Origin of the sequence: Staphylococcus sp. KUGN1 (assembly GCF_045984185.1) — a bacterium.
GTDB classification, from domain to species: Bacteria; Bacillota; Bacilli; order Staphylococcales; family Staphylococcaceae; genus Staphylococcus; species Staphylococcus warneri_A.
In genome coordinates this window covers 447886-463529 of sequence record NZ_JBJQIL010000001.1, presented here as the reverse complement: position 1 = coordinate 463529, position 15644 = coordinate 447886, and the positions used below count along the sequence as shown (strand labels likewise).

Annotated in this window: 16 protein-coding genes; 6 read left to right on the top strand and 10 right to left on the bottom strand. The window is 34.6% G+C overall.

The annotated features are described in order from the left end of the window. Positions 1-12 precede the first annotated feature (12 nt). The 9 genes from purN to purE are packed head-to-tail and all read right to left on the bottom strand — an operon-like array spanning position 13 to position 8482. Entirely contained in the window at positions 13-579 is a 567-nt protein-coding gene (purN, locus tag ACJQQZ_RS02310; protein ID WP_002450711.1) for a phosphoribosylglycinamide formyltransferase, read from the bottom strand. Further along, positions 567-1610 (bottom strand): phosphoribosylformylglycinamidine cyclo-ligase, encoded by a 1044-nt coding sequence (gene purM / locus ACJQQZ_RS02305; protein ID WP_145505975.1) that lies wholly within the window; start codon positions 1608-1610, stop codon positions 567-569. Before purM ends, purN begins: the two co-directional genes overlap by 13 nt. Next, positions 1603-3087, bottom strand: coding sequence for an amidophosphoribosyltransferase (gene purF / locus ACJQQZ_RS02300; protein WP_145505973.1), 1485 nt, complete (start codon positions 3085-3087; stop codon positions 1603-1605). The genes purM and purF overlap by 8 nt, the downstream gene beginning before the upstream one ends. After that, positions 3066-5255, bottom strand: coding sequence for a phosphoribosylformylglycinamidine synthase subunit PurL (purL, locus tag ACJQQZ_RS02295; protein WP_145505970.1), 2190 nt, complete (start codon positions 5253-5255; stop codon positions 3066-3068). Before purL ends, purF begins: the two co-directional genes overlap by 22 nt. Next, the gene (gene purQ, locus ACJQQZ_RS02290; RefSeq protein ID WP_002450715.1) at positions 5248-5919 is read right to left on the bottom strand and encodes a phosphoribosylformylglycinamidine synthase I; all 672 of its coding nucleotides are present in this window, start codon (positions 5917-5919) and stop codon (positions 5248-5250) included. Before purQ ends, purL begins: the two co-directional genes overlap by 8 nt. Position 5920: 1 nt before the next feature. Then, positions 5921-6181 carry a phosphoribosylformylglycinamidine synthase subunit PurS gene (purS, locus tag ACJQQZ_RS02285; RefSeq protein ID WP_002450716.1) on the bottom strand — a complete coding sequence of 87 codons (261 nt, stop codon included), beginning with the start codon at positions 6179-6181 and terminating at the stop codon, positions 5921-5923. Continuing rightward, a complete protein-coding gene (purC, locus tag ACJQQZ_RS02280) occupies positions 6181-6885 on the bottom strand; it encodes a phosphoribosylaminoimidazolesuccinocarboxamide synthase (protein ID WP_002450717.1) in 705 nt (234 codons plus the stop codon). Before purC ends, purS begins: the two co-directional genes overlap by 1 nt. Continuing rightward, complete coding sequence (gene purK / locus ACJQQZ_RS02275) at positions 6886-8013, bottom strand: 5-(carboxyamino)imidazole ribonucleotide synthase (protein WP_145505967.1); 1128 nt, start codon at positions 8011-8013, stop codon at positions 6886-6888. After that, positions 8000-8482 (bottom strand): 5-(carboxyamino)imidazole ribonucleotide mutase, encoded by a 483-nt coding sequence (gene purE / locus ACJQQZ_RS02270; protein WP_049423542.1) that lies wholly within the window; start codon positions 8480-8482, stop codon positions 8000-8002. The genes purK and purE overlap by 14 nt, the downstream gene beginning before the upstream one ends. Positions 8483-8681: 199 nt before the next feature. On the opposite strand from purE, the gene folD reads away from it, so the two are divergent. Next, positions 8682-9539 carry a bifunctional methylenetetrahydrofolate dehydrogenase/methenyltetrahydrofolate cyclohydrolase FolD gene (gene folD / locus ACJQQZ_RS02265; protein ID WP_145505964.1) on the top strand — a complete coding sequence of 286 codons (858 nt, stop codon included), beginning with the start codon at positions 8682-8684 and terminating at the stop codon, positions 9537-9539. 65 nt (positions 9540-9604) lie between these two features. Here the strand turns inward: folD and ACJQQZ_RS02260 are convergent, their stop codons facing one another. Then, complete coding sequence (locus tag ACJQQZ_RS02260) at positions 9605-10750, bottom strand: globin domain-containing protein (RefSeq protein ID WP_145505961.1); 1146 nt, start codon at positions 10748-10750, stop codon at positions 9605-9607. A gap of 262 nt (positions 10751-11012) precedes the next feature. Here ACJQQZ_RS02260 and ACJQQZ_RS02255 point away from each other — a divergent pair, with 262 nt between their 5' ends. The 5 genes from ACJQQZ_RS02255 (at position 11013) to qoxD (ending at position 15595) form a co-directional block, all read left to right on the top strand. Further along, positions 11013-11330 carry a DUF5011 domain-containing protein gene (locus tag ACJQQZ_RS02255; protein WP_002450722.1) on the top strand — a complete coding sequence of 106 codons (318 nt, stop codon included), beginning with the start codon at positions 11013-11015 and terminating at the stop codon, positions 11328-11330. 285 nt (positions 11331-11615) lie between these two features. Beyond that, a complete protein-coding gene (qoxA, locus tag ACJQQZ_RS02250; protein WP_002450723.1) occupies positions 11616-12725 on the top strand; it encodes a cytochrome aa3 quinol oxidase subunit II in 1110 nt (369 codons plus the stop codon). Then, positions 12725-14713 (top strand): cytochrome aa3 quinol oxidase subunit I, encoded by a 1989-nt coding sequence (gene qoxB / locus ACJQQZ_RS02245; RefSeq protein ID WP_049423535.1) that lies wholly within the window; start codon positions 12725-12727, stop codon positions 14711-14713. Before qoxA ends, qoxB begins: the two co-directional genes overlap by 1 nt. Then, positions 14703-15308, top strand: coding sequence for a cytochrome aa3 quinol oxidase subunit III (qoxC, locus tag ACJQQZ_RS02240; RefSeq protein ID WP_002450725.1), 606 nt, complete (start codon positions 14703-14705; stop codon positions 15306-15308). The genes qoxB and qoxC overlap by 11 nt, the downstream gene beginning before the upstream one ends. After that, complete coding sequence (gene qoxD, locus ACJQQZ_RS02235) at positions 15305-15595, top strand: cytochrome aa3 quinol oxidase subunit IV (protein WP_075778632.1); 291 nt, start codon at positions 15305-15307, stop codon at positions 15593-15595. The genes qoxC and qoxD overlap by 4 nt, the downstream gene beginning before the upstream one ends. Positions 15596-15644: the final 49 nt, after the last annotated feature.

Genomic DNA, 15644 nt, shown 5'->3' with positions numbered 1-15644 from the left:
CGCTATACTCCTCTATCGAATGATTTTCGCAATAACGCTTGGATATAATTGGTACTCTAATTGTTTGACTCTCTCTTCTAACATTTCAATAGTATCGTCCGTTTTGATATCACATTGTCTTTGTTCAATAATTTCTCCCGTATCCATACCACTATCAACATAATGTACCGTTGATCCTGTTATTGAATCCCCGCTACGAAATGCTTGTCCAATTGCGTCTATCCCCTTATATTTCGGCAATAATGATGGATGAATGTTTAATATTTTATGAGGATAAGCTGTTAAAATATCCTCCCCAATTAATCTCATATAACCGGCCAATACAATCCACTGAACCCCTTCTGCAGAAAGTAAAGATAATAAATGTTGTTCATAATGAGATTTTGATTCAAAATGTTTTGGTTCATTGATATGTACTGGTATACCAAGTTGTTCTGCTCTATTAACACAATAAGCATCATGATGATCTGTATAAAGTGCAGTAATATCAATGTCCTCTAAATGTCCTTGTTGAACATGTCGTGCGATGTTTTCAAAGTTACTTCCAGAACCTGATGCAAAGATTGCTACTTTGACCACGTTTGTACCCCCTGAATACGAATCGGTTTATGGCTATCTTCTACAATTCGACCGATTTCATAGGCATTCACATTCTGTTGTTTTAATATTTCTAATGTCTGAGTTTTATCGTGTTCATCGACAATAACAGTAAAACCAATGCCCATGTTAAATATGTTATACATTTCATCTGTACTAATATTACCCTGTTCCTGCAACCAATCGAATATTGCTGGTGTCGGAAACGCATTTGCATCTATGTCTGCAGATAATCCGTCTGGTAAAGAACGAGGAATATTTTCATAAAATCCACCACCAGTAATATGGTTCATAGCTTTTATTGACACATGTTTTTTTAATTCTAATATTGGTTTTACATATAATTGGGTTGGTGCTAAAAATGTCTCTAAATAAGTATGTTGCTCAAATGTATCGTTAAGGTTTATACCTGACTTTTTAATGAGTTGTCTAACTAGACTGTATCCATTGGAATGAATGCCGTTAGATACTAAACCTATAATGATTTGACCAGGTTTCACGTCTGAACCATCAATATATTCATCTTTCTCAACAGCGCCAACTGCAAAGCCGGCCAAATCATATTCACCTTCATGATACATTTCACCCATTTCGGCAGTTTCACCACCGATTAAAGCTGTATTAGTTTCTTCACAAGCATCACTGATACCTTTAACGATTTGTTCAATGATTTCAGGAACTACTTTATGCGTTGCAATATAATCTAAAAAGTAAAGTGGCTCTGCACCTGTAGTTAAAATATCATTCACACACATGGCCACCGCATCTATACCTATTGAATCATGCTTAGCGTGGTCAATTGCTAATTTCAATTTGGTACCTACACCATCAGTACCTGAAACTAATACTGGGGCTTTCATATTGAGTTGAGATAAATCAAATGTGGCACCAAAGCCACCTAAACCACCGATAACTTCCTTACGCATCGTACGTTTAACATGACTAGACATTCTTTCTACCGCTTCATAACCTGCATGGATATCTACACCTGATTGTTCGTATGCTTTAGACATTTATATTTCCCTCACTATCAAAATAATGTTTATTTTCATTAATATATGCTTTTTGACGATCACTTAAATGCTTTTTATAATTCTCTTCGTAATCAAACAATCCAGCTGGATAATCTCCAGTGAAGCTCTCAACACACAAACCACTATATGGTGCATCATAATCTAAACCAATCGATTCAATTAATCCATCTACGCTAAGATACGCAAGCGAATCAGCACCTATATATTCACAAATTTCTTCAGGTGATTTACTCGCTGATATTAATTCAGCAGTTGTTGATACATCAATACCATAGAAACTTGGGAACATAAATTCTGGTGATGCAATTCTAACGTGGACTTCATTGGCTCCTGAATCTTTCAACATTTTCACAATTCGTTTAGATGTTGTTCCTCTAACTATAGAATCATCGACTAGGATAATATTCTGACCTTCAACAATATCTTTGACCGCTGACAATTTAACACGTACACCCTGTTCACGAAGTTGTTGTGTCGGTTGAATAAATGTTCTCGCTACGTATTGATTTTTAACAAGACCCATTTCATAAGGTAATCCTATCTCTTCGGCATAACCGCTTGCTGCTGATAACGACGAATTAGGCACACCAATAACCATGTCAGCTTCTACTGGACTTTCTTGTGCTAAACGTTTACCAAAGGCTTTACGAACTGCATGAACATTTTTTCCGGCAATCGTAGAATCTGGTCTGGCAAAATAGATATATTCCATGGCTGAAATTGCAGTATTCGTATGTCTTGTATATGATTTAACTTGGACACCATCATCGTTAATAATGACATATTCACCAGCATGAATATCTTGTACAAACTCTGCTCCCAAAACATCAATAGCGCACGTTTCACTAGCTAGAATATAAGTGTTATCTTGCATTTTACCGACTACTAAAGGTCTAATAGCATTAGGATCAACTGCACCATATAATGCATCTTTAGTTAACACTGCGAATGTGAATCCACCTTTAATTTGACGTAAACTTTCTTTTAAAGCTTCTTCAAATGTAGGTGCTTTACTTCTACGAATTAAATGCATAATCACTTCAGTATCAGATGACGAATGGAAAATCGCACCATGTTTTTCAAGATTTTGTCTTAAAGATTGCGCATTAATCAGATTTCCATTATGGCAAATCGCAACACTCATATCATAAAAGTGATATAAGAAAGGTTGAATATTTTCTATACCTTTGTTACCAGAAGTAGCGTATCTCACATGTCCAATTGCATTATGATAATCCTTTAATCTCGATAATTGATCATCTTTAATAGCCTCAGTAAGTAAACCAAGTCCTCTTTCACCTACTAATTTTTCATGATTGGCAGCTACTATTCCTGCACCTTCTTGACCTCTATGTTGTAAACTATGCAATCCCATATACGTTAATTGAGCAGCATCTGGATGATTCCAAATGCCAAAAACACCACATTCCTCATTTAGTCCTGAGTAGTTAAACATTGGCTAATAGCTCCTTCCCAAACATCTTTGATATCTGCTACATTTTTGATAATCGTTGTTTGGTTATTTGACACTTTGAACTGACTACCACTATTAAATTGACCAATTTCAATAGCATTTTCAATGTTTAGTGATTCATTTTCTTTAACAGAAATGATATATCTACCTTGAGATTCGCTAAATAACTGAGCATTAGAAACATCTATATTAGCCTCTAATCCTAAATTATAATGAGCACTCATTTTTGCTAGTGTAATTAATAAACCACCTTTTCCGACTGTTTGAACATGTGATGCAGCACCGCTTCTAATAGCTGATTTCACCGCTTCGCCTTTTGCAACTTCATCACTTAAATCAATTGATTCAAATTCATGATTCACTGTGCCATATAATAATTTTTCTAATTGGCTACCGCCGAAGTCATCTCTTGTATCACCAACGAGATATAATGTTTCTCCAGACTGTGGTTTAAAATTAGCTAAATAATTAACATCATCAATTAACCCAACCATACCAACTACCGGCGTCGGGAAGATAGATGTACCTCTTGTTTCGTTGTATAACGATACATTACCTGATACAACAGGCGTTTTTAATACATCACAAGCTTCTGCCATTCCTTTTGTAGAATCAATTAATTGTTGGTAAATTTCTTTTTTCTCTGGAGATCCATAATTCAAACAATCTGTCATTGCTAGTGGCGTCGCACCCACAGCAATCAAATTGCGATACGCTTCTGCTACTACCATTTTTCCGCCTTCATAAGGTTGATTAAATACATATCGTGCTTCACCATCAATCGTTGAAGCAATCGCTTTATTCGTGCCTTCAACTCTTACCACTGATGCCTGTAATCCTGGTTTAATAATCGTATTTGCACCAACTTGTTGATCATATTGCTCATATAAATAATGTTTTGATGCAATCGTTGGGTGTTGTAATAACTGGTCAAATACATTCTCAGTATCTATATGACTATAGTCATTTTTAGATGTATTGTACGCTTTCTCTTCACCTTCAAGAACATATACTGGTGCTTCGTCTGATAAGGGTTGTACTGGAATATCTGCAAACACTTCATCTTCGTATGTTAATACAAAGCGATTTGTATCAGTCACTTCTCCAATGACTGCACTATCTAATTCATGTTTTTCAAATAAATCTAAAAACTTTTGTTCTGTTCCCTTTTCGACAACAAGTAACATTCTTTCTTGAGTTTCAGATAGCATCATTTCATATGGTGAGATACCTGGTTCTCTTGTTGGAACTTGGTCTAATCTTAAGTGGAGACCACTGCCACCTTTAGCCGCCATTTCTGAAGAAGAAGAAGTTAATCCTGCCGCTCCCATATCTTGAATTCCGACTAATTCATCAAATGTTATAGCTTCTAATGTTGCTTCCATTAATTTCTTACCAACAAACGGGTCACCAATTTGGACAGATGGTCGTTTGCTTTCACTTTCTTCAGTTAATTCTTCAGATGCAAACGTTGCTCCGTGAATACCATCTCTACCTGTTTTTAAACTTACATAAATAACAGAATTACCTACACCTTTAGCTGTCCCTTTTTGTACCATGTCATGATCAATAATGCCGACACACATAGCATTAACAAGAGGATTACCATCATAGCGGTCATCAAACTCGATTTCACCAGCAGTTGTTGGAATACCAATACAGTTACCATAGCCACCGATACCACTAACTACGCCTTTAAGCAGTCTCTGATTTTGCTTGTTTGATAACTCACCAAAGCGTAAGCTATTTAATAAATTAATAGGACGTGCTCCAATAGAAACAATATCTCTAATGATTCCTCCTACACCTGTAGCAGCACCTTGATAAGGTTCAATAGCTGAAGGATGGTTATGTGATTCCACTTTAAAAACGACTGCTTGGTTGTCACCAATATCTACAACACCTGCACCTTCTCCAGGTCCCATTAATACATGTTCACCAGTAGTAGGAAACTGTTTTAAAAATGGCTTTGAATGTTTGTAAGAACAGTGTTCACTCCACATTACTGAAAAGATACCTGTTTCAGTAAAATTGGGTTCTCTGCCTAAGATCTCACATACTTTAGCGTATTCTTTATCGCTCAATCCCATATCTTGATATAGTTTTTCTAACTTAATTTCTTCAACACTTGGTTCGATAAATTTAGACATTTTGTTCCCTCCAACTATTCACCATAGCCTCAAATAATTTAATACCGCTATCAGTACCTAATAATGATTCCATTGCTCTTTCAGGATGTGGCATCATACCGCAAACATTGCCTGCTTTATTAACAATACCTGCTATATCAGCGTATGACCCATTAGGATTGTCAGTGTATTTCAAAATAATTTGATTGTTAGTAATCAAATCGTTATAAATGTCTTCATTACAGTAGTAATGTCCTTCTCCGTGTGCTACTGGATAAACAACTAATTCATTTTCTTCATATAAATTAGTGAATGGCGTTTGATTATTTACAATACGTAAAGATTCATTACGACTGACAAATAAATGTGAATCATTATGAAGTAATGCACCTGGTAGTAAACCGATTTCTGTTAAAATTTGAAATCCATTACATACACCTAGCACTGGTTTACCTTCATTCGCTAATCTTTTCACTTCATTGATAACTGGTGCGACACTTGCCATAGCACCTGATCTTAAATAATCTCCAAATGAGAACCCTCCAGGAATAAGTACACCATCAAACCCTGCTAATGTTGTCGTTCTATAATCAACATATTCTGCTTCAACACCTGATTTGATTGCTGCATTATACATATCTCTATCACAATTTGAACCAGGAAATACAAGAACAGCAAATTTCATGTTATGCATTCTCCTTTTCATCAATCACTTTATAGCTATATTCTTCAATCACTGTGTTAGCAAATAGCTTTTCACTTAATGTTGTAATAATATTATCAACCGCTTCATCCGTAGCTTCATCAACAGTCATGTATAATACCTTTCCTACACGAATATCATTAACTTGTTTATATCCTAAATCATGAACTGCACGATTTAATGCTTGACCTTGTGTATCTAATACTTGGGGTTGTAAAGTGACATGTAATTCAATTGTTTTCATTATTTTAAATCCTCCAATTTATTTAAAAATGATTGATATGTTTCAATTAATGAGCCTGTATCATTTCGATAGACATCTTTATCGAAATTCGTATCTGAGTGTTTATCCCATATTCTGCATGTGTCTGGTGAAATTTCATCAGCTAATAAAATATTTCCTTCATCTGTAATACCAAATTCAATTTTAAAATCTACAAGTCTTAATTCCATTTCGTCCATAAGTTGAATAAGAACTTTGTTAATATCGAGTGCCATTGATTTTAATGTTGAAATTTGATCATCATAAGCGATGTGTAATAACTTAATATGGTCTTCTGTAATCAATGGATCGTTTAACTCATCATTTTTATAGAAAAATTCAACCAATGGCGCATCAAATTGATATCCTTTTTCAAATCCAAGTCTTTGTGTAATAGAACCTGCTGCAATATTTCTAACTACCACTTCTAATGGAATAATTTTCACTGATTCTACTAATTGTTCAGTATCCGATAATTGTTTGATAAAATGGCTTTTCAAACCATTATTTTCTAAGTATTCAAAGATAATGGAAGTAATACGATTATTTAGTTTTCCTTTGCCAGACATGGCATCCTTTTTAGCACCATTGCCAGCAGTCACTTCATCTTTGTATTCAACACGTAACTCATTGGGTTTATCCGTTGTATATATTCTTTTAGCTTTACCTTCATAAAGTAATGACATTTATTGGTCTCTCCCTTCAAAACGCTTCAACATGTCCTTTTCAGTGTCATCGATTTGGTTCGTTAATATAGTCATGTGCCCCATTTTTCTATTTGGTTTACGCTCAGATTTACCGTAAATATGGACATGCCATTCAGGATGTTCTCCAAATTCATCTTCTAATAAATCTAAATCCTTACCTAATAAATTCATCATGAAAGCAGGTTTTAGTATCTCTATCTTGTCAGGCAACGTTTGACCAGTGACAGCTAAAATATGAGTATCAAATTGTGAATAATCACATGACTCAATGGAATAATGTCCAGAATTATGAGGTCGTGGTGCAATTTCATTTACATACAATTGGTCTTTATCATCTATGAAAAATTCAACTGTAAAAGTTCCTACAAAATGGACAGATTTTATAATTTTTTCAACTTCTCGTTTTGCATTCTCTGTTTGATTACATCTTGCTGGGACTACTGTTTTAAATAAAATTTGATTTCTATGTTCGTTTTCTTGTAGTGGGAAGTATGTGATTTGTTGATGATTACCAATGGTCACAGTAAGTGACACTTCTTTATTTATATTTAAAAATTGTTCTGCGACACATTCTTGATTTGATACGAGTCTAACTGCTTCTTCGATATCTTCATCAGATTGAACTAATATTTGACCTTTGCCGTCATAACCACCGAAACGTGTTTTAACAATGAATGGATAACCAAGTGTGTTAATTGCCTTTGATAAATCATCTTTTTGTTTGATTGAGGTATAAGGAACAATTTGTGTCCCTGCTTGTTCTAATGTTTGTTTTTCAGTTAAACGATCTTGAAGTAATTGTATGGCTTGATAGCCTTGAGGAATATTATATTTTTCGGTTAACACCTTAAGTTGCTCTGCTGATATATTTTCAAATTCATAAGTGATGACATCCGAACTTTCACCTAATTGTTGAAGTGCACGTTCGTCATCATAATTCGCTTCTATAAATTCATGTGCCACATATCGACATGGACAATCAGAACTTGGATCTAAAACAATCACTTTATATCCCATTTTTTGTGCTGATTGTGCCATCATCTTACCTAATTGACCACCACCAATAATGCCTATGGTTGCGCCAAATGATAGTTTATTGAAGTTCATTTTGCATTTCCTCCACTTTTTGTACCAATGTTTTTTCATAATTTTCCAAATTTTTACGAACTGATGAATGACTAATACCTAATATTCTTGCAGCTAGTATACCGGCATTTTTGGCACCTGCTTTACCAATAGCTGTCGTCGCGACTGGAATTCCGCCTGGCATCTGAACAATTGACAACAGTGAATCCATCCCTTTTAAACTTTTAGATTCAATAGGTACACCAATAACAGGTAATGTAGTCATCGATGCCACCATCCCCGGTAAATGTGCTGCACCACCGGCTCCAGCTATGATTAAATCATAACCGTTGTTACATGCATGACTCGCAAAATCTACCATTAAATGAGGCGTACGATGCGCTGAAACGACTTTCTTTTCATACGGAATTTCAAATTGTTCAAGCATTGTGCAACTTTCACTCATAATTTCCCAATCGGAAGAACTACCCATAATGACTGCTACTTTCAAGATGTACACCCTTTCAAAACTTTGGATTTATTTGTCAGTAAGTTGTATATTACAGATATAGCATAACAATCATCAAATGCTTTTTCAATCAAAAATCGAACTTTAATTTGAAATTTTAATTAAATTTACGTCTTTTAGCTATTAAATTGTGTAAATTTAATGTTAAAGTTAAGTTATTGAAAAATTAGGAGGAGATATTGTGGTAGCAAAATTATTAGATGGTAAACAAATCGCTAAAGATTATCGTCAAGGTTTAAAAGATCAAGTTGAAGTACTTAAATCTAAAGGATATACACCAAAATTATCAGTCATATTAGTCGGTAACGATGGTGCTAGCCAAAGCTATGTTAGGTCTAAAAAGAAAGCTGCAGAAAAAATTGGTATGATTTCTGAAATCGTTCATTTAAGCGAAGATACTTCTGAAGAAGATGTTTTATCAGAATTAGAACGTTTAAATAATGATGATTCTGTCAGTGGTATCCTAGTTCAAGTACCTCTTCCAAAACAAGTTAGTGAACAAAAAGTATTAGAAGCTATTAATCCAGAAAAAGATGTAGACGGCTTCCATCCAAGTAATATTGGTAAATTATATATTGATGAACAAACTTTTGTACCTTGTACACCACTAGGTATCATGGAAATTTTAAAGCATGCTGATATTGATATCGAAGGTAAAAACGCTGTGGTTATTGGTAGAAGTCATATCGTAGGTCAACCTGTATCCAAACTTTTACTGCAACAAAATGCAACTGTCACAATACTACATTCAAGATCGAAAGACATGGCGCGTTTCGTTAAAGAAGCCGATATCGTTGTCAGCGCAGTCGGCAAACCTGAATTAGTTACTAAAGAAATGGTTAAAGAAGGCGCGGTTATTATTGATGTAGGTAATACACCTGATGAAAATGGTAAATTAAAAGGAGATGTCGCATTTGACGAAGTGAAAGAAGTCGCAAGTGCTATTACACCTGTACCAGGTGGCGTTGGTCCTTTAACAATTACAATGGTACTGAATAATACTTTACTAGCAGAGAAAATGCGTCGAGGTATTGAATAACCGTATAAATAAAAATAGCAGGAGGCCATGACCTCCTGCTATTTTTATATTATATTCAATTCTAATTATACCGCTACACTTAATTTAGGTATAAATGTTTCGTAATGAATTTTAGATTCATCAACATTTAATTCTTTTAAAGATTTAATCATTGATTGAATAAATGATTTTCCACCACAAACATAGATTTCCGTATCATCATCAATCCACTGTTTTAATTGCTCTCTACCAATATAACCGTTTTTATTTTTATCATGTAAGTCATATGTTGCTTGTGCATTCTTATTAGCAATAGAAGTTAATAATGATGAGAATGGTGCATCATTCGTGTCATTTGTCACTTGTATAAATCGAGCTTCACCATTGTCATTTACTACTTCATTAAACATAGATACGAGTGGCGTTACACCTATACCAGATCCTAAGAACAATTGTTTATTACTCTTTTCAACAACATGGAATGGTCCTACAGGTGCTGTTAAATTAATGTTATCTCCTTCTTGATATTCATCGTGTAAAATTGTAGATACTTCACCTTCATGTTCTGTAGTGACATCTCTTTTCACTGCGAATGTAAGATGGTTTTGATCACCTTTTACAATTGAATAATGTCTTTTAGCTCTGTATGGCATTTTTTCACTACCCACATCAACGGTAATATATTGACCAGGTACAAACTGACTTAAATCATATTCATTTGAAGATACTGTGAAAGCCTTAATATCAGAAGATACTTGTTCTATTGTTTCAACTTTAAATGGTTGGAAACCATCCCATAACATTTCTGTGTATATATCCTTTTCAACAGAGATGAAAATATCTGCAATTTCTTGGTATGCTTTCTTCCATGTTTTGATAATTTCATGGTCATCATCTAATCCAACAACATCTTTGATTGCTGCAATTAAGTTTTCACCAACGATATCATACCCTGCTGGTGGTACTTGTAAAGCGCAATGTTTATACGCGATTTCTTTAACTACAGGTAGGATAGCTTCAAGATGATCAATATTAACCGCCGCAGCTAACACAGATTGTGCTAACGCAGTAGATTGTAATCCTCGCTGTTGATTCGTTTGATTAAACATGTTTTTTAGTTCAGGATGTTGTTTGAACATGCGTGCATAAAAATTCGAAGTGATTTCTACCCCTTTATCTTGTAATACAGGTACTGTTTCTTTAACTACGTCTTTTTCTCTTTCACTTAACATTATTTCCACTCCCAGATAACTCGTATTTAAAACCAAAACTTTTTTACATTGTCATTCTATACCTTATATATATATTGAATCAAAGAAATGTAAAATTGTTCACATAACGTTCAATTTACATAATTTTAATTATTTATTTCTTATTATATGTTTTAAAAATCTAATTAATCAGGTATATTAAGACTATAGTATGATGTACTATTCTGAAAATTAACGTATGATATACATAAATCGTAGTTGACTAACATTCGGAGGTTACTTTATGAATAAACTAATTCAGTCACTATCAGCAATCGGAGTATCTGCTACTTTAGTCACACCTAATCTAAATGCCGAAGCGACAACTAATTCAGAACCTCAATTAAGAGGCGTGAATGACATCATCATCGAAAAAGGTGAAGATTATAACCTACTTCAAGGCATTAGCGCTTATGATAAAGAAGATGGTGATTTAACACATAAAATCAAAATTGATGGCGATGTTGATACTACTAAATCAGGTACATATGAGGTTAAGTACAAAGTCACAGATTCAGACGGTGCTCAAAAAACTTCAATTAGAAATATTAAAGTCAAATAATATTTTATATTTAGTTGAGATTAAATTCTCAACTTTTTTTATTTTCTGAATTTCTTCAAAATATCTATCTTGAAAATCATAATTTATTGCAATTTCACAAATTTATCCCTTTTCACAAAATGTACACACAATTTTAACAAATCTTACAATCCCCGTCATATCTCAAATTTTTTTAAATTTTTTGCTTATATCAATAATTTTTTTCTTTTAGGTACTTGTAAATATTGCGTAATAAACTAAAATTAATGGTAAGCCCTACATTTGTAGTATTAGGAGGTCAAAAAAGTGTCAAAATTTAAGTCTTTGCTTCTAATGGTCGGAACACTAATTTTACTTAGTGGTTGTTCGAACATTGAAGTTTTCAATGCAAAAGGGCCAGTAGCAAGTAGTCAGAAGTTCTTGATCATCTATTCAATTATCTTCATGCTTGTTATTGTTGTCGTTGTTCTTGCCATGTTCGCATTCTTTATTTTTAAGTATAGCTACAATAAGAATGATGAATCAGGTAAGATGCACCACAATTCTTTAATTGAAACAATTTGGTTTGTGGTACCTATCATTATCGTTATTGCTTTAGCAATTCCAACTGTTAAAACATTATACGATTATGAAAAACCACCAGAAAAAGACAAAGACCCACTTGTGGTTTACGCAGTCAGCGCTGGTTACAAATGGTTCTTTGCCTACCCAGATCAACACATCGAAACTGTTAATACTTTAACAATTCCTAAAGATCGACCAGTTGTATTCAAGTTACAATCTATGGATACAATGACAAGTTTCTGGATCCCACAATTAGGTGGTCAGAAATATGCCATGACTGGTATGACTATGAATTGGACATTAACAGCAGATCAAACAGGTACTTTCAGAGGTAGAAACTCAAACTTCAACGGTGAAGGTTTCTCACGTCAAACATTTGATGTTCACTCTGTAAGCCAAAGTGATTTCAACAAATGGGTGAAAAAAGCTAAAAGTAAGAAAACGTTAGATCAAGATACATTTGATAAACAAATCTTACCAAGCACACCTAACAAAGAATTAACGTTTAATGGTACTCATATGGCGTTCGTTGACCCTGCAGCTGATCCTGAGTATATCTTCCACGCATACAAACGTTATAATTACGTTCAAAAAGATCCTAACTTCATCGACGAAAAAGATCTTTATAAAGATGTTAAAGATAAACCAGTGAAACCAGCACGTAAGGTTACTATTTCAAACGCTAACTACAAACGTCATGGTATGACACCAATGATTCTTGGCAACAATGAAAAATACGACAATGAATTCAAGAAGAAAGAAAAACACAATGCTAAGGAAATGGAAAAAATTTCCAAAGAAGCAAAAGACGATAGTCCGTCTAAAAAAGATGATCATGGAGGTGGACATTAATGAATTTTCCATGGGATCAATTAATCGTTAAAGGTAACTGGATGATTACAATGGCACAAATTGGTGCGCCATTCTTAGTTATCGGCCTTATAGCGGTAATTACGTATTTCAAATTATGGAAATATCTTTATAAAGAATGGTTCACATCCGTAGACCATAAAAAAATCGGTGTTATGTATTTAATCTGTGCCGTATTAATGTTCGTCCGTGGTGGTATTGACGCGTTACTTATTCGTACGCAATTAACAATTCCAGATAACAAATTCTTGGAATCAAATCACTACAATGAAATTTTCAGTACGCACGGCGTTATCATGATTATATTCATGGCTATGCCATTTATCTTTGGTTTATGGAATATTGTTGTTCCATTACAAATTGGCGCACGTGATGTTGCCTTCCCTGTAATGAACAACGTAAGTTTCTGGCTATTCTTTGCTGGTATGATTTTATTCAACCTATCATTTATCATAGGTGGATCACCAGCTGCTGGTTGGACAAACTATGCACCACTTGCTGGTGAATTTAGTCCAGGTCCAGGTGTTAACTACTATCTAGTTGCAATTCAAATCTCCGGTTTAGGTACTTTAATGACCGGTATCAACTTCTTTGTAACAATCTTAAGATGTAAAACACCTACAATGAAGTTTATGCAAATGCCAATGTTTACTGTAACAACTTTTATTACTACATTAATCGTTATTTTAGCTTTCCCTGTATTAACAGTGGCTTTAGCTTTAATGACAGTAGATAGAATTTTTGGAACAGCATTCTTTACAGTAGCAGATGGCGGTATGCCTATGTTATGGGCGAACTTCTTCTGGGTATGGGGGCACCCTGAAGTATATATCGTTATCTTACCTGCATTTGGTATTTACTCTGAAATTATTCCAACATTTGCGCGTAAACGCTTGTTCGGTCATCAAAGCATGGTCTGGGCAACTGCTGGTATCGCGTTCTTAAGTTTCTTAGTTTGGGTTCACCATTTCTTCACAATGGGTAATGGTGCATTAATCAACTCATTCTTCTCAATTTCAACAATGTTAATCGGTGTACCTACCGGAGTTAAGCTATTCAACTGGCTATTAACATTGTATAAAGGTCGAATTACTTTCGAGTCACCGATGTTATTCTCATTAGCATTCATCCCTAACTTCCTATTAGGTGGGGTTACTGGTGTAATGTTAGCGATGGCATCAGCTGACTATCAATATCACAACACTTATTTCTTAGTAGCTCACTTCCACTATACATTGGTTACTGGTGTAGTATTTGCCTGCTTAGCTGGTTTAATCTTCTGGTATCCAAAAATGATGGGCTACAAATTAAACGAAACGTTAAACAAATGGTGCTTCTGGTTCTTCATGATCGGATTTAACGTTTGTTTCTTACCACAATTCATCCTTGGATTAGATGGTATGCCACGTCGTTTATACACTTATATGCCTTCTGATGGTTGGTTCTTATTGAACTTCATTTCAACTATCGGTGCTTTATTAATGGCAGTCGGTTTCTTATTCTTAGTGGTAAGTATTGTATACAGTCACATCAAAGCACCACGTGAAGCTACTGGTGATAACTGGGATGGCCTTGGTCGTACATTAGAGTGGACTACTGCTTCAGCAATTCCACCTAAATACAACTTTGCTGTCACTCCAGATTGGAATGACTATGATACATTCGTAGATATGAAGGAACATGGTCGTCATTACTTAGACAACCATAATTACAAAGATATTCATATGCCAAATGACACTCCAGTTGGTTTCTGGATGGGTATCTTCTTCACAATTGGTGGTTTCTTCTTAATCTTTGAAACAATCATTCCAGCGATCATCTGCTTAGCAGGTATCTTTGGTACAATGATTTGGAGAAGTTTCCAAATCGACCACGGTTATCATATCCCTGCTTCTGAAGTAGCTGAAACTGAGGCACGTTTAAGAGAAGCACGAATTAAAGAAAGGGAGGCTGTAAGTCATGAGTCATGATACTAATACAATCGATTCACGTACGCATGAAGGCGAATTAAATAAACTTGGCTTTTGGATTTTCCTTACAGCCGAATTCGCGTTATTCGGTACCCTATTCGCAACGTTATTAACTTTGCAACACGGTGGCGATTACGCTGGCAAGATGACTACAGAATTATTTGAATTACCATTAGTTTTAATAATGACATTTGCGTTATTATTAAGTTCATACACTTGTGGTATTGCAATTTACTATATGCGTAAAGAAAAACAAAACTTAATGATGTTTTGGATGATTCTTACTGTACTACTAGGGCTTGTTTTCGTAGGTTTCGAAATCTACGAATTCGCACACTACGCAACTGAAGGTGTTAACCCTACTATCGGTTCCTTCTGGTCTAGTTTCTTTATTCTATTAGGAACACACGGTTGTCACGTATCAGTTGGTATTGTTTGGATTATTTGCTTATTAATTCAAATTGCTACTCGTGGTTTGGATTCATATAATGCTCCAAAATTATTTATAGTAAGTTTATACTGGCACTTCTTAGATGTTGTTTGGATCTTCATCTTCACTGCCGTATATATGATAGGGATGGTGTATAGCGGATGAATACAATCGTAAAACATACAGTAGGATTTATTGCTTCTATCGTATTAACGCTTTTAGCAGTTTTCGTAACTCTATACACATCAATGACTTTCCAAGCAAAAGTAACTATTATTTTTGGATTTGCATTTATCCAAGCTGCACTTCAATTATTAATGTTCATGCATTTAACTGAAGGTAAAGATGGACGAGTTCAATTATTCAAAGTTATCTTTGCAATTATCATAACTCTAATTACTGTTATCGGAACATATTGGGTTATGCAAGGTGGTCACTCACACCACTTATAAAAAGTATAAAAATCATACTTTTAGACCTGTTAGCATTTGCTAGCAGGTC

What these genes read in the sequence shown, in the direction of transcription:
- purM (WP_145505975.1), bottom strand. Translation starts at nt 1,610, where the DNA reads ATGTCTAAAGCATACGAACAATCAGGTGTAGATATCCATGCAGGTTAT.
- purF (WP_145505973.1), bottom strand. Translation starts at nt 3,087, where the DNA reads ATGTTTAACTACTCAGGACTAAATGAGGAATGTGGTGTTTTTGGCATT.
- purL (WP_145505970.1), bottom strand. Translation starts at nt 5,255, where the DNA reads ATGTCTAAATTTATCGAACCAAGTGTTGAAGAAATTAAGTTAGAAAAA.
- purQ (WP_002450715.1), bottom strand. Translation starts at nt 5,919, where the DNA reads ATGAAATTTGCTGTTCTTGTATTTCCTGGTTCAAATTGTGATAGAGAT.
- purS (WP_002450716.1), bottom strand. Translation starts at nt 6,181, where the DNA reads ATGAAAACAATTGAATTACATGTCACTTTACAACCCCAAGTATTAGAT.
- purC (WP_002450717.1), bottom strand. Translation starts at nt 6,885, where the DNA reads ATGTCATTACTTTATGAAGGTAAAGCTAAAAGAATATATACAACGGAT.
- purK (WP_145505967.1), bottom strand. Translation starts at nt 8,013, where the DNA reads ATGAACTTCAATAAACTATCATTTGGCGCAACCATAGGCATTATTGGT.
- ACJQQZ_RS02260 (WP_145505961.1), bottom strand. Translation starts at nt 10,750, where the DNA reads ATGTTAAGTGAAAGAGAAAAAGACGTAGTTAAAGAAACAGTACCTGTA.
- ACJQQZ_RS02255 (WP_002450722.1), top strand. Translation starts at nt 11,013, where the DNA reads ATGAATAAACTAATTCAGTCACTATCAGCAATCGGAGTATCTGCTACT.
- qoxB (WP_049423535.1), top strand. Translation starts at nt 12,725, where the DNA reads ATGAATTTTCCATGGGATCAATTAATCGTTAAAGGTAACTGGATGATT.
- qoxC (WP_002450725.1), top strand. Translation starts at nt 14,703, where the DNA reads ATGAGTCATGATACTAATACAATCGATTCACGTACGCATGAAGGCGAA.
- qoxD (WP_075778632.1), top strand. Translation starts at nt 15,305, where the DNA reads ATGAATACAATCGTAAAACATACAGTAGGATTTATTGCTTCTATCGTA.